Source organism: Amycolatopsis sp. WAC 04182 (assembly GCF_003947465.1).
Taxonomy (GTDB): domain Bacteria; phylum Actinomycetota; class Actinomycetes; order Mycobacteriales; family Pseudonocardiaceae; genus Amycolatopsis.
Map to the genome: position 1 here is coordinate 21,066 of NZ_QHJJ01000001.1, position 21,178 is coordinate 42,243.

General features: G+C 69.0%; 20 protein-coding genes and 1 tRNA gene. 10 read left to right on the forward strand and 11 right to left on the reverse strand.

The genetic code is table 11. From position 1 onward, the window contains the following. The first annotated feature begins 5 nt into the window (after positions 1–5). Positions 6–425: a cupin domain-containing protein gene (locus DMH01_RS00090; protein WP_125673092.1), complete on the forward strand. Its 420-nt coding sequence runs from the start codon at positions 6–8 to the stop codon at positions 423–425. On the opposite strand, the gene DMH01_RS00095 is transcribed toward DMH01_RS00090, so the two are convergent. Next, a complete protein-coding gene (locus DMH01_RS00095) occupies positions 422–940 on the reverse strand; it encodes a MarR family winged helix-turn-helix transcriptional regulator (protein ID WP_125673093.1) in 519 nt (172 codons plus the stop codon). The two genes, DMH01_RS00090 and DMH01_RS00095, sit on opposite strands and share 4 nt — an antisense overlap. Before the next feature lie 14 nt (positions 941–954). Here DMH01_RS00095 and DMH01_RS00100 point away from each other — a divergent pair, with 14 nt between their 5' ends. Continuing rightward, positions 955–1,458 (forward strand): carboxymuconolactone decarboxylase family protein, encoded by a 504-nt coding sequence (locus DMH01_RS00100; protein WP_125673094.1) that lies wholly within the window; start codon positions 955–957, stop codon positions 1,456–1,458. 282 nt (positions 1,459–1,740) lie between these two features. Here the strand turns inward: DMH01_RS00100 and DMH01_RS00105 are convergent, their stop codons facing one another. The 4 genes from DMH01_RS00105 to DMH01_RS00120 form a co-directional block, all read right to left on the reverse strand. Next, positions 1,741–2,685 (reverse strand): GNAT family N-acetyltransferase, encoded by a 945-nt coding sequence (locus tag DMH01_RS00105; RefSeq protein WP_125673095.1) that lies wholly within the window; start codon positions 2,683–2,685, stop codon positions 1,741–1,743. A gap of 47 nt (positions 2,686–2,732) precedes the next feature. Beyond that, positions 2,733–2,804 (reverse strand) — tRNA-Val (locus tag DMH01_RS00110). 39 nt (positions 2,805–2,843) lie between these two features. Continuing rightward, on the reverse strand, positions 2,844–3,305 hold the full coding sequence (locus DMH01_RS00115) for a peroxiredoxin (RefSeq protein ID WP_037342406.1): 462 nt from the start codon (positions 3,303–3,305) through the stop codon (positions 2,844–2,846). 76 nt (positions 3,306–3,381) lie between these two features. Further along, positions 3,382–3,813 (reverse strand): DUF3052 domain-containing protein, encoded by a 432-nt coding sequence (locus tag DMH01_RS00120; protein WP_034311133.1) that lies wholly within the window; start codon positions 3,811–3,813, stop codon positions 3,382–3,384. A gap of 402 nt (positions 3,814–4,215) precedes the next feature. Between DMH01_RS00120 and aceE the strand changes: the two genes are divergently transcribed. Both aceE and DMH01_RS00130 read left to right on the forward strand, forming a co-directional pair. Then, positions 4,216–7,011: a pyruvate dehydrogenase (acetyl-transferring), homodimeric type gene (gene aceE / locus DMH01_RS00125; protein ID WP_125673096.1), complete on the forward strand. Its 2,796-nt coding sequence runs from the start codon at positions 4,216–4,218 to the stop codon at positions 7,009–7,011. 116 nt (positions 7,012–7,127) lie between these two features. Then, the gene (locus tag DMH01_RS00130; protein ID WP_125673097.1) at positions 7,128–8,339 is read left to right on the forward strand and encodes an alpha-hydroxy acid oxidase; all 1,212 of its coding nucleotides are present in this window, start codon (positions 7,128–7,130) and stop codon (positions 8,337–8,339) included. Here DMH01_RS00130 and DMH01_RS00135 read toward each other — a convergent pair. Both DMH01_RS00135 and DMH01_RS00140 read right to left on the reverse strand, forming a co-directional pair. Further along, positions 8,336–8,974 carry a nicotinamide mononucleotide transporter family protein gene (locus DMH01_RS00135; RefSeq protein WP_125673098.1) on the reverse strand — a complete coding sequence of 213 codons (639 nt, stop codon included), beginning with the start codon at positions 8,972–8,974 and terminating at the stop codon, positions 8,336–8,338. The two genes, DMH01_RS00130 and DMH01_RS00135, sit on opposite strands and share 4 nt — an antisense overlap. Positions 8,975–9,179: 205 nt before the next feature. Next, complete coding sequence (locus DMH01_RS00140) at positions 9,180–9,917, reverse strand: hypothetical protein (protein ID WP_125673099.1); 738 nt, start codon at positions 9,915–9,917, stop codon at positions 9,180–9,182. 495 nt (positions 9,918–10,412) lie between these two features. Between DMH01_RS00140 and DMH01_RS00145 the strand changes: the two genes are divergently transcribed. The 5 genes from DMH01_RS00145 (at position 10,413) to DMH01_RS00165 (ending at position 15,320) form a co-directional block, all read left to right on the forward strand. Then, a complete protein-coding gene (locus DMH01_RS00145) occupies positions 10,413–11,627 on the forward strand; it encodes a CdaR family transcriptional regulator (protein WP_005164946.1) in 1,215 nt (404 codons plus the stop codon). A gap of 181 nt (positions 11,628–11,808) precedes the next feature. Beyond that, positions 11,809–12,735, forward strand: a complete 927-nt coding sequence (locus DMH01_RS00150; protein WP_255431974.1) for an ACP S-malonyltransferase — start codon at positions 11,809–11,811, stop codon at positions 12,733–12,735. Continuing rightward, entirely contained in the window at positions 12,732–13,715 is a 984-nt protein-coding gene (locus DMH01_RS00155) for a beta-ketoacyl-ACP synthase III (RefSeq protein ID WP_125673101.1), read from the forward strand. The genes DMH01_RS00150 and DMH01_RS00155 overlap by 4 nt, the downstream gene beginning before the upstream one ends. Positions 13,716–13,783: 68 nt before the next feature. Continuing rightward, positions 13,784–14,029 carry an acyl carrier protein gene (locus DMH01_RS00160; protein ID WP_004559006.1) on the forward strand — a complete coding sequence of 82 codons (246 nt, stop codon included), beginning with the start codon at positions 13,784–13,786 and terminating at the stop codon, positions 14,027–14,029. Positions 14,030–14,069: 40 nt separating this feature from the next. After that, positions 14,070–15,320 (forward strand): beta-ketoacyl synthase, encoded by a 1,251-nt coding sequence (locus DMH01_RS00165; protein ID WP_125673102.1) that lies wholly within the window; start codon positions 14,070–14,072, stop codon positions 15,318–15,320. Positions 15,321–15,393: 73 nt separating this feature from the next. Here the strand turns inward: DMH01_RS00165 and DMH01_RS00170 are convergent, their stop codons facing one another. Further along, positions 15,394–15,909 carry an RICIN domain-containing protein gene (locus tag DMH01_RS00170; RefSeq protein WP_125673103.1) on the reverse strand — a complete coding sequence of 172 codons (516 nt, stop codon included), beginning with the start codon at positions 15,907–15,909 and terminating at the stop codon, positions 15,394–15,396. 138 nt (positions 15,910–16,047) lie between these two features. Between DMH01_RS00170 and DMH01_RS42620 the strand changes: the two genes are divergently transcribed. Continuing rightward, positions 16,048–17,604, forward strand: coding sequence for an alpha/beta fold hydrolase (locus DMH01_RS42620; protein ID WP_158633174.1), 1,557 nt, complete (start codon positions 16,048–16,050; stop codon positions 17,602–17,604). Here DMH01_RS42620 and DMH01_RS00180 read toward each other — a convergent pair. The 3 genes from DMH01_RS00180 to DMH01_RS00190 all read right to left on the reverse strand — a co-directional run bounded on the left by DMH01_RS00180 (position 17,585) and on the right by DMH01_RS00190 (position 21,150). Next, complete coding sequence (locus tag DMH01_RS00180) at positions 17,585–19,945, reverse strand: cation-translocating P-type ATPase (protein WP_199745317.1); 2,361 nt, start codon at positions 19,943–19,945, stop codon at positions 17,585–17,587. The genes DMH01_RS42620 and DMH01_RS00180 overlap by 20 nt on opposite strands. 65 nt (positions 19,946–20,010) lie before the next feature. Beyond that, positions 20,011–20,604, reverse strand: a complete 594-nt coding sequence (locus DMH01_RS00185) for a hypothetical protein (RefSeq protein WP_125673104.1) — start codon at positions 20,602–20,604, stop codon at positions 20,011–20,013. A 42-nt stretch (positions 20,605–20,646) separates the two neighbouring features. Further along, complete coding sequence (locus DMH01_RS00190; protein WP_091599164.1) at positions 20,647–21,150, reverse strand: DUF3145 domain-containing protein; 504 nt, start codon at positions 21,148–21,150, stop codon at positions 20,647–20,649. Positions 21,151–21,178: the final 28 nt, after the last annotated feature.

Here is a 21,178-nt window from a genome sequence, read left to right on the forward strand (position 1 = left end):
CGCTCATGCGCCTGCGGTCCGTGACCACACTGCTCGCCACCCTCGTTTTCGCCCTGGCCGTCCCCGCGACGGCCGAGGCGACGCCCGGTTCCGGCGTGACCGGGACGATCTTCCACCAGAAGACGTTCGGGGGCACCGATTACGTGCTGCGTGAGGTCGTCATCCAGCCCGGCGGCTACACCGGCTGGCATTATCACGACGGCACGCTGCACGCGTACGTCAAGGCCGGCACGCTGACGCACAACTCGGCCGACTGCGGGCTCGACGGCCTGTACCGGAAGGGCGCCGTCTTCACCGAGCCGAGCAACACCGTCCACATCGGACGGAACCTCGGGACGACGCCGGTGGTGCTGGAGGTGCTCTACGTGCTGCCGCACGGGAGCCCGCTGTCGCAGGACACGCCGAACCCCGGTTGCCCGTTCTAGGCGCCGAACCAGCCCGCGACGTCCAGGCGGAAGCCGTCCGCGGGCGCCATCGTGCGTAGGTCCGTTTCGAGCGCGCGGACCCTGTCGGCGCCCAGCGTGGCCGCCCACTCCTTGCGCAGCTCCTCGAAGATCGCCGCCGTCCGGCCGAGCGAGTCGAACCCGCGGCCGGTGAGCCGTACGACCTTGCGCCGCGCGTCGGCCGGGTCGTCGACGCGCGCGACGTAGCCGAGCTGCTCCAGCTTGTCGACGGTCTTGCCCGCCGCCTGCTTGCTGACGCCGAGCCGCCGCCCGATCTCGCTCGCCGTCGCGCCCTCGCGGCCGATCGCCTGCATGGCGAAGCCGTACGCCGGGCGGACGTCGGGATGCCCCTGTTCGGCCAGCTCGGCGTGCATCCGGTCGATGATCGAGCGGAAGCCCGCGAACAGCAGCAGCGGCAGCTCGAACCCGGGCGGATCCGAATCACGCTTGCCCAAATCGACAACTTGGTTTACCTTTTCGTCAACCACGTTGACCATCTTAAGGGGAAGCCTTGTTCACCGATCACACCGTCGAAACCGCGCCCGAAGCCTCGCGTCGCTCGATGGAAGCGACCATCCGGAAGTTCGGCCACCTCCCCACCGCCGTCGCCCGGCAGGCGTCGTCACCGGAACTGCTCGACGGGTTCCTGAAACTCAGCGCGAGCTTCGAGCGGACGACGCTCGAACCCCTCGCGCGGGAGACGGTCGTGATGACCGTGGCGACCCGCAACGGCTGCGAAGTGTGCATCGAGATCCACACCGGCAAGCTGAAGGGTCTCCACGCGGACGACGACGTCATCGCGGCACTTCGCTCACAGGAGCCGGTGCCCGACGAGCGGCTGGAAGCCGTCCGGCAGTTCACGCTCGCGGTCCTCGAAACCGCCGGCGCCGTCGACGACGACACGCTGCGGACGTTCTTCGGATACGGATACACCGAACGGAACGCCCTCGAAGTCGTCATGGGCATCGGGGCCTACACGATGTCGACCTTGGCGAACAGGCTCATCCGGGCCTAGTCGCTCTCCGTGATCGCCCCTCGCGGCCCGGATCACTCCAATGGCCGCCGATCTTGATGTATCTGGGCAGTCCCGACCGCCTCTTCTCTTGTGTAGCCGAAAGTTCGCCACCCGCGGCGCGGCGCACACCGGCGGTCTGGCCTGCCGAGGGGGCAGACCAGACCGCCGAAACCGAAAACGTTCCACAGGTGTTGGGGGTGCGTGAAGGCCCCCTTCCCTCGACTGAGCCGAGGGAAGGGGGCCTTCACGTGTCTTCCCTCCGCATTTAGTCCTCTGATTGCGTCAGACCTCGAGCGCCCAGCGCACGTACCGCATCGTCGTCGCGAAACCGGCTTTCTCGAAGACCCCGGACGGATCCGCCGAGTCCACGTTCAAACTCGCGCGGTCGTACCCCTGCGCGGCGGCGGATCGCAGCGCGTGCCCCATCAGCGCTCCGGCGACACCTCGCCGCCGGTACTCCCGAAGCGTTCCGATCACCATGAAGTGCGCATCACGGACACCGGAGGCCTCTGTGTCGGCGTCCCAGCTCATGGTCACCAGCATCCCGACCGCGCGGCCCGCCTCACGGAGCAGGAAGCTGGTCTCGGGCCGGAAGGTCTGATTGGTGATCTTGTTCCGCCAGAGATCGGCGGGCATCGGCACGGCGCCCCAGTGGTCCCGGTACGCCTCGTTCCGGACATTCCGGAAATCCTCGTCGTTCCGCTCCGACCACGGCTCGATCCGGAACCCTGCCGGGATCACCGGACCGTCGACGTCACCGAGCGAGTGCTCCATGCGCTGGAAGTGGCGCACCGGTACGAAACCCCGGCAACGGACGAGCTCGGCCAAACCGGCGATGCGCTCGGGCCGGTTTACGTCCACCACGAGCTTCGCCGACGCGTGATGCAGCTCGTGCACCACCTTGGCCGCCGCCACACCCGCGTCGACGAGCGCGCCACCGATTCCTCGGCGGCGATATCCGGGATGCACTCCGCCGTCGAGGAAGACCCGATGGACCTCTTCCGCGGACGGCTTGAAACGGATCTTCACATAGCCGGCCATCACGTCGCCGTCGAAGGCGGCGAGACTCGCCCGCTCCAGATCCGCGTACGGGTCGATCAGCTCCTGGAGGGTGTCCTCCGCCGTGTAGTTCTCGCCGATCCCGTCGACGGTCTCCATGGCGTTGAGGAGGTCGGCCGACGCCTGGGCGTCCCGCGGGGTGAGCGGCCGCCACGTGAGGTCGTGCATGCGGCCGAAGGTAGCGCCGCGCGGGCGGGCTGTCGCCGGGTTTTCGGTGGGCGCAGTAGGGATCGAACCTACGACCGCTCGGGTGTAAACCGAGTGCTCTCCCGCTGAGCTATGCGCCCGGGAGGTGGCACCCGCGCACGGGTGCCACCGGTGAAGACTCAGGCCAGCGAGGCCACGGCCTTCTTCCACGCCTGCTGGTCGCGCGCCTCGCCGGGCTGGTTGACCTCGGCGAACCGCACGACGCCGTCCTTGTCGATCAGGAAGGTGCCGCGGGTGGCCAGGCCGGCCGCCTCGTTGAAGACGCCGTAGGCCTTCGCGACCTCACCGTGCGGCCAGAAGTCCGAAAGCAGCGGGAACTGGTAGCCCTCCTGCTCGGCCCACGCCTTGAGCGAGAACGGGGTGTCCACGGACACACCGATGACCTGGACGCCCTGGCCGTCGTAGTCCGCGAACTCGTCGCGGAGCTGGCACAGCTCGCCGGTGCAGATGCCGCTGAACGCGAACGGGTAGAACACGAGCAGGACCGGCTTCTCGCCCTTGAAGGACGACAGCGTCACGGACTGCTTGTTGTAGTCGTTGAGCGTGAAGTCCGGGGCTTGCGATCCGACCTCGACGGCCATACCGGCGGTTTCCTCTCAAGAGCGAACAGGGGCCTGCGACGACAACCCTATCGTGTCGATCGCGCGCCCGGAGAGGTCACCGCTTGGTCTTGGACGACTTCGGCGAAACCAGCCGCGTGCCCGCCCACTTGGGACCGGCGCTGATGTTGGCCGTCTGCGCCAGCCCGACCTGCGGCACCGCTTCGGCGATCTCACTCGGCTCGACATGCCCTGGCTGGCCCGTCTTCGGGGTCAGCACCCAGATCACGCCGTTCTCGTTCAAGGGGGTCCGGACCTCGATCAGCGTGTCGCCGAGATCACCGTCGTCCTCGCGCCACCACAGCAGCACCACGTCGATGACCTCGTCGGCGTCCTCGTCGAGGATGTCGCCGCCGATCTGTTCCTCGATCGCCGCACGAAGGTCGTCGTCGACGTCCTCGTCCCAGCCGATCTCCTGGACCACCATGTCCGGCTTGATCCCGAGCCTTTCGGCGACGCTGCTCTGATCAGCGTCTCCCGCGGCGACCACTGCTGTCACTCCTCCAACTACGACGGAGCGTGGTGTCGCGTCGGCCTGATCGGCCGGGCGGGCACCACACTCGGGTACACGATGCCCGTTAGCGAACACTGGTGAAGCGATCCGCGCAACCGTCCACACCGGATCTTGAACAACTCGTGTCGCGGCGTACGGACATTCAGCCCACTCTCACGGGGTCAATCCGGGCGCGCCTGGGCGCCCCCGAACGCCCTGCTTTAGGGTGAGAGAGAAAACGCGCGCGCGAGTACAGGCGCGTGCGAGGCGTGTCGCAATCGGGTCCGCGAACGTTACCGATCAGTAGCGGTGACGAGAACGGAACCGGAGGACGACGATGGACGGCGAACACGCCCGCGTACGAGCACAACCAGCTACCACCTTTCGCAAGGAGACCCCTTGGCCCCGCAGAACGACGGCGCCTCCGGCAAGGAGACCCCGGCACGCGTCCGCGTCATCCGTGACGGATTGGCGGCGCACCTGCCCGACATCGACCCGGAGGAGACCGCCGAATGGCTGGACTCCTTCGACGAGGCGCTGGCCAGGGGTGGTCAGCAGCGCGCCCGGTACCTGATGCTGCGCATCCTCGAGCGGGCCAGGGAACGCCACGTCGGCGTCCCGGCGCTGACGTCGACGGATTACGTCAACACCATCCCCACCGAGAACGAACCCTGGTTCCCCGGTGACGAGGAGATCGAGCGCCGCTACCGCGCCTACATCCGGTGGAACGCCGCGATCATGGTGCACCGCGCGCAGCGTCCCGGCGTCGGCGTCGGCGGGCACATCTCGACCTACGGCTCGTCCGCGGCGCTGTACGAAGTGGGCTTCAACCACTTCTTCCGCGGCAAGGACCACTCGGGCGGCGGCGACCAGATCTTCATCCAGGGGCACGCCTCCCCCGGCATCTACGCCCGCGCGTTCCTCGAGGGCAGGCTGTCCGAGAACCAGCTGGACGGCTTCCGCCAGGAGTACTCGCACGCCGGCGAGGGCGGCGGCCTGCCGTCGTACCCGCACCCGCGGCTGATGCCGGAGTTCTGGGAGAACCCGACCGTGTCCATGGGCCTCGGCCCGATGAACGCGATCTACCAGGCGCGGTTCAACCGCTACCTGCGTGACCGCGGCATCAAGGACACCAGCGACCAGCACGTCTGGGCGTTCCTCGGCGACGGCGAGATGGACGAGCCGGAATCGCGCGGCCTCATCCACGTGGCCGCCGGCGAAGGCCTCGACAACCTGACCTTCGTGATCAACTGCAACCTGCAGCGGCTCGACGGCCCGGTGCGCGGGAACGGCAAGATCATCCAGGAGCTGGAGTCGTACTTCCGCGGCGCCGGCTGGAACGTCATCAAGGTCATCTGGGGCCGCGAGTGGGACTCGCTGCTGCACGCGGACCGCGACGGCGCGCTGGTCAACCTGATGAACACCACGCCGGACGGCGACTTCCAGACCTACAAGGCCAACGACGGCGCCTTCGTCCGCGAGCACTTCTTCGGCCGCGACCCGCGGACCAAGGAACTGGTCAAGGACCTCACCGACGCCGACGTCTGGAACCTCAAGCGCGGCGGGCACGACTACCGCAAGGTCTACGCGGCCTACAAGTCGGCGCTGGAGCACCACGGCCAGCCGACGGTGATCCTGGCCCACACCATCAAGGGTTACGGCCTCGGCCCGTCCTTCGAGGGCCGCAACGCCACGCACCAGATGAAGAAGCTCACCCTCGACGACCTCAAGCTGTTCCGGGACGCTCAGCGCATCCCGATCAGCGACGAGGAGCTCGAGCGCGACCCGAAGCTGCCGCCGTACTACCACCCCGGCAAGGAATCGCCGGAGATCGAGTACATGATCGGCCGCCGGAAGGCGCTCGGCGGGTTCCTGCCGGAGCGGCGCCCGAAGGCCTCGAAGGCCCTCGTGCTGCCCGGCGACAAGGTCTACGAAGGCATCCGCAAGGGCTCGGGCAAGCAGGAGGTCGCCACGACGATGGCGTTCGTCCGGCTCGTCCGCGAGCTGGCGAAGGACTCCGAGATCGGCAAGCGGATCGTCCCGATCATCCCGGACGAGGCGCGCACCTTCGGGCTCGACTCGATGTTCCCGACGGCCAAGATCTACAACCCGCACGGCCAGACGTACACGTCGGTCGACGCGAGCCTGATGCTGGCCTACAAGGAGTCCGAAAAGGGCGTCATCCTGCACGAGGGCATCAACGAGGCGGGGTCCACCGCGTCGTTCACCGCCGTCGGCACCTCGTACGCCACGCACGGCGAGCCGATGATCCCGATCTACATCTTCTACTCGATGTTCGGGTTCCAGCGGACCGGTGACGGCCTCTACGCGGCGGCGGACCAGATGGCCCGCGGGTTCGTGCTCGGCGCCACCGCCGGCCGCACCACGCTGACCGGTGAGGGCCTGCAGCACGCCGACGGGCACTCGCTGCTGCTGGCGGCGACCAACCCGGCCGTCGTGGCCTACGACGCGGCGTGGTCGTTCGAGATCGCCCACATCGTGCGGGACGGTCTTCGCCGGATGTACGGCGAGACCGGGCCGGACGGCAACGGCGAGAACATCTTCTACTACATGACGATCTACAACGAGCCCTACCAGCAGCCCGCCGAGCCCGAGAACCTCGACGTCGACGGCCTGCTCAAGGGGCTTTACAAGTACGCCGACGCGCCGTCGGGCGACGGCCCGGAGGCGCAGATCCTGGTCTCCGGTGTCACCATGCCGGACGCGCTCCGCGCCCAGCAGATGCTGGCCGAGGAGTGGGGCGTACGCGCGGCCGTGTGGTCGGCCACGTCGTGGACCGAGCTGCGGCGCGAGGCCGTCGAGGCCGACCACGACAACCTGCTCCACCCGGGCGACTCCCCGCGTGTGCCGTACATCACGCAGAAGCTGTCCGGCTCGAACGGGCCGGTCGTCGCGGTTTCGGACTGGATGCGCGCCGTGCCGGACCTCATCCGCCCCTGGGTGCCGAACGACATGCTGACGCTGGGCACCGACGGGTTCGGGTTCTCCGACACCCGCCCGGCGGCCCGGCGGAAGTTCCTGGTCGACGCCCAGTCGATCGTGGTCGGCACGCTGAGCGCGCTCGCCAAGCGCGGCGAGTTCGACCGGGCGAAGGTGGCCGAGGCGGCGCGGAAGTATCGCCTCGACGACGTCGCCGCCGCGGGTCCGCAGTTGTCGGACTCCGGCAGCGCCTAGCGATGCCATGAACGGTCCGTTCCTTGCGAAATTTGCAAGGAACGGACCGTTCATTGCGTTCGGGACCGGACGAGCTAGGGTGAGACATCGGATGTTTGCGGAAAGGGTGAGCGAGTGTGACCAAGCGTCGACTGCCGAAGCCGAGTGAGCTGAAGCAGATCCTGCGACCGAAGCCGATCGTGCTCAACCCGACCGACCGGCGGCTGGCGGGCGCGCACACGATCGCCGACCTGCGGATGCTCGCCCGCAAACGCACGCCACGGGCGGCGTTCGACTACACCGACGGCGCCGCGGAGCTGGAAGACAGCCTCCGCCGCGCCCGGCAAGCCTTCCGCAGCGTCGAATTCCACCCGAACGTCCTGCGCGGCGTGTCCGATGTGGACACCGGCAAGGAAATCCTCGGCAAGCGTTCGGAGCTGCCGTTCGCGTTCGCGCCGACCGGGTTCACCCGCATGATGAACCACGAGGGCGAGGCCGCGGTGGCCCGCGTCGCGCAGCGCAACGGCATCCCGATGGGCCTGTCGACGATGGCGACGACGTCGATCGAAGATCTCGCCGCGGCCGCCCCGGAGGCCCGCAAGTGGTTCCAGCTCTACGTCTGGCGCGACCACAAGGCGGGCGAAGATCTGATGAATCGCGCCTGGGCCGCCGGTTTCGACACGCTCATGCTGACGGTGGACACCCCGGTCGCGGGCGCGCGGCTGCGCGACGTCCGCAACGGGCTGACCATCCCGCCCGCGCTCACCCTCAAGACCTTCGTCGACGGCGCGATGCACCCCGCGTGGTGGTTCAACCTGCTGACCACCGAACCGCTGACCTTCGCGTCGCTGAGCCAGTTCGACGGCACGGTCGCCGAACTGCTCAACCAGCTCTTCGACCCGACCCTGAACTTCGACGACCTCGACTGGGTCCGCCAGACCTGGCCGGGCAAGCTCGTGGTCAAGGGCATCCAGAACGTCGACGACGCGCGGGACGTGGTCAAGCACGGCGCCGACGCGGTGCTGCTGTCCAACCACGGCGGCCGTCAGCTCGACCGCGCACCGACCCCGATCGAACTGCTCCCGGCGGTGCTCGACGAGATCCAGGGCGACGCCGAGGTGTGGGTCGACACCGGCATCCTCTCCGGCGGCGACATCGTGGCCGCGATCGCGCGCGGCGCGGACGCGGTGCTGATCGGACGCGCGTTCCTCTACGGCCTGATGGCCGGCGGTGAGCGCGGGGTTCAGCGGTGCGTGGACATCCTGCGCGCCGAGATGGTCCGGACGATGCAGTTGCTGGGCGTCCGCACCCTCGCCGACCTCAAGCCGTCGCACGCCACCATGCGTTAGGCCGCGGCCGAAACCCCGGCAGGCGCGCTGCGGACCTGCTTCGCCGTGCGGTTCCAGCTCCACCAGCCGTGCACGACCAGCCCGGCGAACACGATGTAGACCGCCGCGGAGAAGTACAGGCCCGACGAGAGCTGAAGCGGCACGCCGATCGCGTCGACGACCAGCCACACCAGCCAGAACTCGACGAGACCCGCGCCCTGCGCGGCGAAGGCGACCAGCGTGCCGACGAAGATCGCGGCGTCGGGCCATGGCGCCCACGAGGCGTTCAGCGCGTCGAGGACCAGCGCCATCGCGGTGGTGCCGATCGCGAACGCGCCGATCATCGCCAGGCGCTCGCCGAGCCTGCCCTTGCGGACGACGACGCCGTAGACCGGGTCGCTGCGGCGGGACCAGGCCCACCAGCCGTAGATCGAGATGGCGAGGATCGCGATCTGCCTGGTCGCGAGGCCGCCGAGATGCGCCGAGAGGTAGACCGAGAACAACAGCACGGTGGCCCCGACCTGCACCGGCCACGTCCACAACGTGCGGCGCTGGGCCAGGAACACCACGGCCAGCGCGAAGATCTGCCCCGCCAGCTCGGCGAAGGAAATCCACTGTCCGAGCACCGTGACACCGTTGTGCAGCAGGAAGTCCACGTCCGCACCCCTCTCCGTCTCCCGCTCCAACATGCTCCGTACCGACGCCATTCCCTAGGGAGTGTGAGGTGCGGAACAGGCGGACGGCTCGAGAGACGCTCACGGGACGCGAAAAGGGCCCTCCACCGCGTGTTCCGCGACGACGGGCCCCTTCGACTCCACGCGGGCCCGGTGCCTTCCTCGATCACCGGGCCCGCGCGGATGCTCAGGAATCTACGCGACCGATGCCCACAGGCGAAGTCGGCGGCTCCGAATGGACCTCCTGCTTGGCGTTCCCGGCCTCCAGCTGGCCCTGAAGGTTGGCCAGCCAGCCCTGCCAGCGGTCCTGCGCCGGCTTGATCAGGCCGCCGCCGAAGCCGACGACGATCACGCCGCCGATGGTGGCGAGGACGGTGATCAGGACCGGTCCGGTGACCGCGGTCGCGATGTTCACCTGACCGAGTGCCGCGATGATGCCGAACGCCATGATCATCCAGTAGGCGATCGTGCCGAGCAGCCGTCCCGCGGGCCGGGTGGACAGCGCTCCGGTCACCAGGTCGCGGACGACCTTCGCGACGGCGGCCGCGACGATCACCAGCACCAGCGCCACCAGGATCCGCGGCAGGAACGCGATGATGTCGTTGAGCAGCGCGCTGACCGGATTGCTCTCACCGAATACGCCGAACGCGAGCTGCAAGGCGATCAGGAGAATGAAGTAGTACACGAGTTTGACGAGGATCCCGCCCGCGTCGACATTGGCGTTTTTGAGCGTTCCGGTGAGTCCGGTCTTCTCGATGAGCTTGCCGAAACCGATCTTCGACAGAACCAGTCCCAATGCCTTCGACACGGCTTTCGCGATCAGCCAGCCGATCAGCAGGATGATCAGGAATCCGAGCAATTTGGGTACGAAGGTGGCGACAAGGTTCCATGCTTGTCCCAGACCGTCTTTCAGCTGCTCGCCCACGGCGAACTCCCTCCTCTGCGCATCCGCGACCTACCCGGTGCGGCTTGCGAGGGATCGTTGAGCACGAGCACCGCACCGGCAACTCGGCGACCCACGATCGAGTGAGTGAGCTAGCGGGAAAAGATCGACAAGTCGCATACTTGTTCCACCGGTGGGGACCGGGGAGACGAGGCCGTCCGGCGCAGCGAAAAACGCTGGCGCCGGGCGGCCTCGAGTTTTATGCGAACACCTTTCACCATTCATTCGCCCATGACTGTCCACTACGGACTCGGGCGGCGTAAGGCCGCAGGATGAAGGCGACCTTTGCCCAGCCGACCAGGCCGTGTCCGGCAAGTCTGTTCGATGGGCTTCGTGATCCAGGTGGTTCCTGACGGTGCGGGCGGGTCGGCCTCGTACCGGGTCGTACTCGGCCGAACCCGCCCGTGCCGTCAGGGAGCACCTGGGCGCGAAGACCGCGAACACGACTTGCCGGACACGGCCTAGGATCGGCTGACCATGGCTGATGCGACCTCCGGACGGCGTGTGCCCAAGCACCACGGGCTGTCCGCCAAGACCCTCCGGCGGCTCGAACACGCCTCCGGACGGCTCGCGAGCGCGAGTGTGGCGGTGATGGAGGAGCGGCTGAGCTGGTTCGCCAGGCTCCCCGCCGACCAGCGCGCGAGTGTCCTGCTGATCACCCAGGCGGGTGCCGCCGGGTTCGTCGACTGGCTCCGCGACGCCAAGGAGGCCCTCTCCCTCACCACCGAAGCCTTCCGCGAAGCACCGGCCGAGCTTTCCCGGTGGGTGAGCCTGCGGCAGGCGGTCGGCATGGTCCGGCTGGCGATCGAGGTGTTCGAGGAGCAGCTGCCGGAGTTCGCCGCGAACGAGGCCGAACGCGCCGCGCTGATCGAGGGGATCCTGCGCTACGGCAGGGAGATCGCCTTCGCCGCCGCGAACTCCTACGCGGCGGCCGCCGAGGCGCGGGGCGCCTGGGACGCGCGGCTGGAGGCGCTGGTCGTCGACGGAATCGTCCGCGGTGACGCCGAGGAAGCGGTGCTCTCCCGCGCCGCCGCGCTCGGCTGGGATCCGGCCGCGCCCGCCACCGCGCTGGTCGGCACCCCGACGTCGGACGACCCGCCCGCCGTCGTGTTCGAAGTGCGCAGCCGCGCCGCGCGGGTCGGGCGTCCGGTGCTGCTTTCGGTGCAGGGCTCCCGGCTGGTCGTGGTCGTCGCCGGGCCCACCGACGGCAGCGTCAAGGACCGCGAGATCCTCACCAAGCTTTCGGTCGCCTTCGCCGAGGGCCCGGTCGTCGCCGGACCGACGGTGCCCACGCTCGCCGAAGCGCACCACAGCGCGACAGAGGCGCTGTCCGGTCTGCGCGCCGTCGTCGGCTGGCCCGGCGCGCCGCGGCCCGCGAGATCGATCGACCTACTGCCGGAACGCGCATTGTCCGGCGACCCCGAGGCCGAGCGCCTGCTCGTCGAGCAGATCGCGCGACCGCTCGAGGAGGCGGGCCCGGCGCTGCTGCGGACAGTGGAGACCTACCTCGACAGCGGCGGCGTCCTGGAGACCTGCGCGCGAACGCTGTTCGTGCACCCGAACACCGTCCGGTACCGGCTGCGGAAGGCGGCCGAACTCACCGGCCGCCATGCCGCCGAATCGCGGGACGCCTGGGTGCTGAAGGTGGCGCTGACGGTCGGACGGCTGGCCCGGGCCCGCGGGCTTTGGTAAACCCATTGGTGACGCTGCGCAGTGATAGACCTCATAGGGAAAGCTGGTTGAACCCGACAAGGCTTTTGGGTTAAGCGCGGTGATCAGGAAGGCGCTTTTGGAGGGTTCCGACAATTACGTCGGCCGGACTTGGTGAGCGTCGGCATCACGACCATGGTGGCCGAGCGTGTTCTCTAAGGGGGTGACAGTTGCAGTCCTCGCCCCCGGTCAGGGTTCCCAAGCCCCAGGCATGCTCTCCCCATGGCTCGAGCTCGACGGCGCCCGCGCGCGCGTCGAAGCCTGGTCCGAGCGAGCCGGTCTCGACCTCGTCCGCCTCGGCACCGAAGCGGACGCCGAAGAGATCCAGGACACCGCGATCACCCAGCCGCTGATCGTGGCGCTGTCACTGCTGGCGTTCGAGCACCTTCAGCGTGAGGCCCCGGTCGCCGCGGACGCGCCGGTCGCCGGTCACTCCGTCGGCGAGCTGGCGGCCGCCGCCGTCGCCGGGGTGCTGAGCCCCGAAGACGCGGTCGCGCTGGCCGCCGTCCGCGGCGCGGAAATGGCGAAGGCGTGCGCGCTGGAGCCCACGAGCATGGCCGCGGTCATGCTCGGCGACCCGGAGCAGGTCGTCGCGTGGCTCGAAGGCCACGGCCTCGCCGCCGCGAACCGCAACGGCGCCGGTCAGATCGTCGCCTCCGGCGCCGCCGACGCGATCGAGAAGATCGTCGCCGAGCCGCTGGAGGGCACGAAGGTCCGCGCGCTCAAGGTCGCGGGCGCGTTCCACACCTCCTACATGGCACCCGCGCGTGAAGCGCTGGCGGCCCACGCTGCGAAGATCACCCCGGCGGACCCGACGCGTCCGCTGCTGTCGAACGCCGACGGCCAGGTCGTCACCAGCGGGGCCGAGTACCTCGACCGGCTGGTCAAGCAGGTCACGAGCCCGGTGCGCTGGGACCTGACCATGGACGGTCTGGTCTCCGCGGGTGTCACCTCGACGCTCGAACTTCCGCCGGCGGGCACGCTGACCGGGCTGGTCAAGCGGCAGCTCAAGGGAACCGTGACCACCACCATCGCTCTGAAGACACCGGCCGAGCTGGCGAAGCTTCAGGGGCAGGAGGACGCTTCGTGACCGACCGATCCACTTTGCGGCAGGCGCCGGGCGCCGCCGGGACCCGCATCCTCGGTGTCGGGAGCTTCCAGCCCGAGAAGATCGTGACCAACGACGATCTCTCGAAGATCATGGACACCAACGACCAGTGGATCCGCGAGCGGGTCGGCATCGTCGAGCGCCGGTTCGCCGAGAAGGACGAGTCGCTGGTCGACATGGCGGTCAAGGCGGGCACCGCCGCACTGGCGGACGCCGGCGTGGATCCGTCCGAAGTGGACACGGTCATCCTGCCCAACTGCACGATGCCCACCCAGATCCCGAACGCCGCCGCACAGGTGGCCGACCGGATCGGCATCACGCATCCGGCCGCGTTCGACCTCAACGCCGCCTGCGCCGGGTTCTGCTACGGCATCGGCGTCGCCTCGGACCTGATCCGGGCGGGCAGCGCGAAGAAGGCGCTCGTCATCGGCGCCGAAAAGCTCACTGACCACGTCGACCCGGTCGACCGCGCGAACGCGATCATCTTCGCCGACGGCGCGGGCGCGGCGGTGGTCGGCGCGGCCGACACCGCGCAGATCGGCCCGGTCGCCTGGGGCAGCGCGGGCGAGCACGTCGACCTGATCTACATGCGCGACGACAAGTGGATCTACCAGGAGGGCCAGTCGGTCTTCCGCTGGGCGACCACGCAGATCGCACCGATCGCCATGCAGGCACTGGAACTCGCCGGGCTCGAACCGTCCGATGTGGACGTGCTCATCCCGCACCAGGCCAATCTGCGCATCGTCGAGGCCATCGCCAAGAAGCTGCGCGCCAAGGGCGCTCGCGAGGACATGGTCGTCGCCGACGACATCAGGTACTCGGGCAACACCTCGTCCGCGTCGATTCCGCTGGCGCTGGACCACATGCGCAAGGCCGGCACCGCGAAACCGGGCGACGTCGTGCTCGCCGTGGGCTTCGGGGCCGGACTCTCCTACGCGGGCCAGGCCTTCGTCTGCCCGTGATGAATACTTCCCCTGCGGACACCGTGTCCGCAGGGCAGCCGAAAGCATCACCGAGAAGGGAACAACCAGTGGCAGACAACGCAGAGATCCTCGCCGGCCTCGCCGAGATCGTCGAAGAGGTCGCCGGTGTGGCGCAGGACGACGTGACCGCCGAGAAGTCCTTCGTGGACGACCTCGACATCGACTCGCTGTCCATGGTGGAGATCGCTGTCCAGGCCGAGGACAAGTTCGGCGTCAAGATCCCGGACGACGAGCTGGCGAACCTGAAGACCGTTGGCGACGCGGTGAACTACGTGTCGGCCAACTCCAAGTAAGTCCGACTTCTTGATTGGCGCCGACCTTGGGGAGACTCCAATGAGCAACATCGACGTCGTGATCACCGGGATGGGCGCGACCACGCCGCTCGGCGGGGACGTCGCGTCCACGTGGGACGGCCTGCTCGCCGGGGCGAGCGGGATTCGCCGTATCGAAGCCGACTGGGTCGACGAACTCGAACTGCCGGTGAAGATCGGCGCCATGCTCGCCGTCGACCCGTCCGAAGTCCTGCCGCGGGTCCAGGCCCGGCGGCTGGACCGCTGTGAGCAGGTGGCGCTCATCGCCGCCCGGCAGGCTTGGGCGGACGCGGGCTTCGAGCAGCCGACCGACGAGCATCAGGATGTGGAACCCGAGCGCCTCGGGGTGACCATCGGTACCGGTGTCGGCGGTCCGGTCACCCTGATCTCCCAGAACGACCTTCTGCACAAGCAGGGACTCCGCAAGGTCTCCCCGCTGACCGTGCCGATGCTGATGCCGAACGGCCCCGCCGCTCACGTCGGGATCGACCTGAAGGCGCGTGCCGGCGTGCACTCGCCCGCCTCGGCCTGCGCGTCGGGCGCGGAAGGCATCGCCGCCGGCTACGAGATGATCCGCTCGGGCCGGGCCGACGTCGTGGTCGCCGGTGGTGCCGAATCGTGCATCCACCCGATCACCCTCGCCGGTTTCGCCCAGGCGCGGACGGTGTCCACCCGCAACGACGACCCGACGAAGGCGTCCAGGCCGTTCGACGTGAACCGTGACGGTTTCGTCCTCGGCGAGGGCTCCGGTGTCGTGATCCTCGAGCGGGCGGACCGCGCCAAGGCCCGCAACGCGCGCATTTACGCGCAGCTGAGCGGCTACGGGATCACTTCGGACGCGTACCACATCACGGGCAACCACCCGGAGGGCGTCGGCCAGATCGCCGCCATGCGGCAGGCGATGACGATGGCCGGGGTCTCCCCTGCCGACGTCGGCCACGTCAACGCGCACGCGACCTCGACGGTCGTCGGCGACGTCGGCGAGGCCGCGGCGATCCGCAACGCGGTCGGCGAGCACGTCGTGGTGACCGCTCCCAAGGGCGCGCTCGGCCACCTGGTCGGCGGTGCGGGCGCGGTCGAGGGCATCGCCACGATCCTGGCGATCTACCACGGGCTCATCCCGGCGACACTGAACCTCGAGGACCTGGACCCGAAGGTGCAGCTCGACGTCGTCTCCGGCGAGGCGCGCAAGGTCGAGCTGGGCGCGGCGATCAGCAACTCGTTCGGCTTCGGCGGGCACAACACGGCGCTGCTGTTCACCCCGGCGGCCTGATTTCAGTACGTGAAGGCCCCCTTCACTGCGTCTAACGCGGTGAAGGGGGCCTTCACGTATTTCTAGCGGTGGATCAGGGATGGATGAGCCAATGCGTCATGGGATGGTCGTCCTGGCAGGTGTAGATCTGCATCTGCGTGAGATCCGCGGTCTCCCCCTTGGCGTCCAGGCACCGGATCGTGTTGTCGCCGCCGCCGACCCTGGAGTAGATGAATTTCGGCACGTCGTTGGGGACCACCAACGGTGGGATCCACCGCTGGTTGCTGTTGTCGTTGCATTCCACCTGGTTGACCGGGGCCCGGTTGGTGTTCTTGCCGACGACGTTGAGGCAGAAGCCGCTGGCCTGGTTGACGAAGTAAACGGTGTTGTGGGTGTTGGGGACGATCGTCCATTTCTGGACCGCGTTGTTGTTGCAGGGCATCTGCACGACAGCCGCGAGTTCCGCCAGCGGGTTGCCCGGGTGTGGCTGGATGCACTTGTTGCTGCCGTAGTTGCGCACGCGGTAGTAGCCGTCCGCCCCCGCGGGCGGTGCGGCCAGCGCCGTCACCGCGAGCGTGGCGCTCAGCAGTCCGATGATCTTGGCCTTCATGATTCCCCTCGTCTCCCTGGGTGCCGCCGACCGCGGCCCGACGCGTCGAGACTGACCGGGAGCGCTGCGCCACAGCTGCGCCCGCGCTGCGGTGGAACGTTTCCGCCTCGGGCGACGACCTCTCCAGGAGGGGGTCTCATGCTGGTGCGGATTCTCGGGCCGGTGGACGTGGTGGCCGGCGGTGTGGTGCGACCGGTACGGGGGTCGCGTCGCAAGGCGTTGCTCGCCGTGCTGGCCTTGCGGGCGGGCGAGATCGTGAGCGTCGACCGGCTCACCGACGCGGTGTGGGGCGCCCGGCCGCCCGCGGCGAACACGGTGCAGACCCACGTTTCGGCGTTGCGGCGGATGCTGGGCGACCGCGACGCGATCGTGGCTCGCTCCCCTGGCTATGTCCTGAACGCGGCGACGGATCTGGGAGCCGCGCAGCGCCTGATCGAGCAGGCCGCACAGACGACGGATCCCGCCTCGACCGCGGCACGCCTGCGGGAGGCAGTGGCGTTGTGGCGGAACGCACCGCTGGCCGACGTCACCGGGATGACGTGGCTGGACGAGCAGGCCGAGCGGCTCGCGTTGCTGTGGCTCGACGCCGTGGAAGCGCTCGGTGAGGCACGGCTGGCGCTCGGCGAGCACGCGCGGCTAGTGCCCGAACTGGAGGAGTTGTGCCGCCTGCATCCATTCCGCGAGCACCTGCACCGGCAGCTGATGCTCGCGTTGTACGGCGTGGGAAGGCAGGCGGACGCGCTCGACGTGTACGACCGCCTCCGGCGGGCGCTGGACGATCAGCTGGGTGTCGAGCCGGGTCCGGCGCTGCGCGAGTCGCATGCCGCGCTGCTCCGTCAGGACACCGCCTTGGACCGGTCACCGGCGCCCCTCACCGCCGAGCCGAACAGGTTCTGCATCACCGGCTCCGGCGCGCGGATCGCCTACAACGCCACCGGCCGGGGATCCCCGCTGGTGGTCCCGCCCGGCTGGATCGCGGCGCTGGAGCTGGGCTGGCAAGACCCGGGACTACGCGCGCTCTACGCGCCCTTGCTGGCCGGGCACCGGGTGATCCGCTACGACATGCCGGGTACCGGGTTGTCCGGGCCCGTTCTCCGGCCGCGATCGCTGGACGACGAGGTCGAAGGACTGCGCACGGTCGTCGACGCGGCCGGAGCGGAGCGGGTGGCGCTGCTCGGTGTGTCGATGGGGGCGCCGGTGGCGCTGGCGTTCGCGGCCCGCTATCCGCACCGGGTGAATCACCTCGTGCTGTACGGCGGGTACGCCGACGGCCGCGCCATCGCGCCCGCGTCCGCCCGGCGGGCGTTCGTGGGCCTGGTCCGGGAGAACTGGGGCCTCGGCACGGAACTGCTCGCCGACGTCCTGATGCCCGACGGCGACGCGGCGGCCCGCGCGCGGTTCGTCCGCATGCAGCGCGCGACGGCGTCGGCCGAGGAGGCCGCCTGCCTGCTGACCACCTGCTACGAATACCGCGTCACCGAACTGCTCGACCGGATCACCGTCCCGACGCTGGTGCTGCACCGGCGAGAAGACCGGGCCATCCCCTACGAATCGGGCAGGGAACTCGCCACCCGGATCCGGGACGCCCGGTTCGTCGCGTTGGAGGGCCGCAGCCACCTGCCGTACGTCGGAGACGCGCACGCGGTCGTGAACGCGATCGTGGACTTCCTCGCTGTCACGCCTCCTGACGCTTGACCAGGTACCGCCCGGCCCACCAGGCCACTTCCACCAGCACGATCCCCACCCCGGCGCAGGCGAACGCCGACAACGTGTACGCGCTCACGCTCGGGTCCAGCGCGAAGAACTTCTGCGTGAACGGGATCAGGAACAGCGCGAGCGTCAGCACGACCATCCCGCCGATCAGCAGGATCTTCCACCACCGGTACGGCCGCGCGACGATCCCGAGGACCCACAGCGCGATCGTGATGAGCGTGATCAACGCGGTCGTCCCCGCCTGGATCTTGTCCAGTTCGGACTGTCCGGAGCCCTTGTACACCAGCAGGTAACTCACGAACGTCGCGGTGGCGATGACCAGCCCGGCCGGGACGGCCATCCGCATCACCCGCCCGACGAAGCCGGTGCGGGCGCGTTCGTTGTTCGGCGCCAGCGAGAGCACGAAGGCGGGCAGGCCGATCGTGAACCACGCGGTGATCGTGATGTGCCGCGGCAGGAACGGGAACGGCACCTGCGCGATGCCGACCATCAGCGCCAGCAGTACCGAGTACACCGTCTTGGTGAGGAACAGGTTCGAGACGCGCTCGATGTTGCCGATCACCCGCCGCCCTTCGGCGACGACGTGCGGCAAGGTGGCGAACTTGTCGTCCAGCAGCACGATCTGCGCGACCGCGCGGGTGGCCGGGCTGCCGGCGCCCATGGCGACGCCGATGTCCGCGTCCTTCAGCGCGAGGACGTCGTTCACGCCGTCGCCGGTCATCGCGACGGTGTGCCCCTTCGACTGCAGGGCACCGACCATCGCGCGTTTCTGCAGCGGGGTCACCCGGCCGAAGACGGCGCGTTCCTCGACGGTGTCGGCGAGCTTCTCCGCGTCGTCCGGCAGTTTCCGCGCGTCGACGGGCTTGTCCGCGCCCGGCAGGTCCAGGGTGCCCGCGACGGCGCCCACCGAGATGGCGTTGTCGCCGGAGATGACCTTGACCGCGACGTCCTGATGCGCGAAGAAGTCCAGCGTGTCCTTCGCGTCCGGGCGGACCTTCTGCTCCAGCACCACGAGCGCGACCGGTTCGATCTCGCCGGGCCCTTCGGCCGCGTCGACGGCCCGCTCGGCACGGCCCAGCAGCAGGACCCGCAAACCGCGCGAACCGATCTTCTCGGCCTCCGCCCGATGCTCGCCCTCGGGCAGCAGGACGTCGGCCGCGCCGAGCACCCAGTCGCCGTCGGGGCCGAACGAAGCACCACTCCATTTGCGCGCCGAGGAGAACGGCATGGTCGTGGAGACCCGCCAGCCCGGATCGGTCCGGTGCGCCTCCGCGATCGCCTGGAGGCTCGCGTTCGGGCGCGGATCGGCGGCGGCGAGCGCGGCCAGCACGTCGTCCACCGGATGGCCCGGCGTGATCTCCCGGACCTCGGAAAGCCGCATCGCGTTCTCGGTGAGCGTTCCGGTCTTGTCCGCGCACACCACGTCGACCCTGGCGAGTCCCTCGATCGCCGGGAGTTCCTGCACCAGGCACTGGCGTTTGCCCAGCCGGATGACACCGACCGCCAGCGCGACACTGGTCATCAGCACCAGGCCCTCGGGCACCATCGGCACGAGCGCCGCGACCATGCCGCGCAGCGCGTCCGGCCACGCCTGGTCGCCCGCGAGCTGGTTGTAGATCGTCAGCGCGCCCGCCGGGATGAGCAGGTAGGTGATGAACTTGAGGATCTTGTCGATGCCCTGGCGCAGTTCCGACTTCACCAGGGTGAACTTGCTGGCCTCCGCGGCCAGCTTCGCCGCGTAGGACTCGTCGCCGATGATGTCCGCGCGATAGGTGCCGCTGCCCGCGACGACGAAGCTGCCGGACAGCACCTTGTCGCCGGGCTGCTTGACCACCGGATCGGATTCACCGGTCAGCAGCGATTCGTCGACCTCCAGCGCGTCGGCCGTCAGCGCCGGGCCGTCGACGACGATCTTGTCGCCCGGCCCCAGCTCGACGAGGTCCCCGAGCACGACGTCTTCCGGGGCGATCTCGGTGCTCTGACCGTCACGGCGGACCGTCGGCTTCGCCTGCCCGACGATCGCGAGCCGTTCCAGTGTCCGTTTCGCCCGGAGTTCCTGGATGATGCCGACCGCGCTGTTGACGATGATCAGCCCGCCGAACAACCCGTCGATGAAGTATCCCGTCGACAGGATGAGCACGAACAGCACACCGTAGATCGCGTTGATCCGGGTGAAGACGTTCGCACGGATGATTTCGCCGGTCGTCCGGCTGGTCTTCGTCGAGACCGTGTTGGTCTGGCCCGCGGCCACCCGCTGGGCGACCTCTTCGCTGGTGAGCCCCCTCGAGGCGTCGGTCAGCAGGGCCGGCTGATCTATTGCCATGCCCGCGACTCTATTCCGCCCGGCTCACGCCCGCGTCAGCCTCGGGGACGATGTCGCCCTTTACTTCAGCATCTTTCGTGTTCGGGGTTGGTGCCGCCGTCGGTCGTGTCGACGCGCCACGATCCGCTCTCCAGCCGCAGCGGCAGCACCAGCCGCCAGCGGATGCACCCCTCCGGCAGGTACAGCGGCGCGTCCTCGACGTCCTGCGTACTGGTGAACGCGACGAGTACCCGGAGCATGGTCGGCGTGCTCGGCTCGATGCGGTAGACGAGGATGCTGCCGTCCCGAGTGGACTGATAGTCCTTCCTCCACTCCGCCGCGGTCTTGGTCTTGGCCCGCTCGCGGGTGACCACCGATGTCCACTTCGGATAGTCGCGGTCGTTGATGGAGTCGAAATACCCCTGCAGCACCTGCCGGACGCTCTGGTACTGCGGATGCGCGAAGACGTCCGGGGTCACCTCGACGACGGGCGAGCCGGGCTGCTGCTCCGGGGCGACGGACGTCGGCGACTCGCTCACGACCGGCTGGGTGGGCGCGGCTTCCGGGCGCGTGTAGAGATCACGTGCCAGCAACCCCACGGCGACGGTCAAGGAGATCACGACCACGAGAACGGGGATCAGCCACCGCTGACGAGAGAGGGGGCGAGGCTGGGCGGTCACCCTGAAAGGTTAGCCGCCCGCCTCCTCCGTCATCACCGGCGTCTACCCGACTTGGTGCAGCCAGGTGACCGGGGCGCCGTCACCGGCGTGCCGGTACGGTTCGAGCGCTTCGTCCCAATTGGCGGCGAGGAGCTCGTCGAGCTTGTGCGCCAGCGATTCGCCGGTGCGGACCTTGCTCACCAAGGCGCGCAACTGGTCCTCGCCCACGACGATGTCGCCGTTGGCACTGGTCCTGCCGTGCCACAGGCCGAGGCCCGGAGCGAAACAGAACCTCTCGCCGTCGACCCCCGCACTGGGCTCTTCGGTGACTTCGAACCGGATCATCGGCCACGCCTTGAGCGCGGACGCCAGCTTTCCGCCGGTGCCCGAAGGCGCACGCCAACCACATTCGGCGCGGAGCTGTCCTGGACTGGCGGGCTGCGCCGTCCACTTCAACTCGACTCGGGCACCCAGGGTGCCCGAAATGGCCCACTCGACGTGCGGACACACCGCAGACGGCGACGAGTGGACGTACACCACGCCACGGGTGTTGCCACGGGTGCTCACTGCTGACCTCCGCTACTCGACGAGGGGC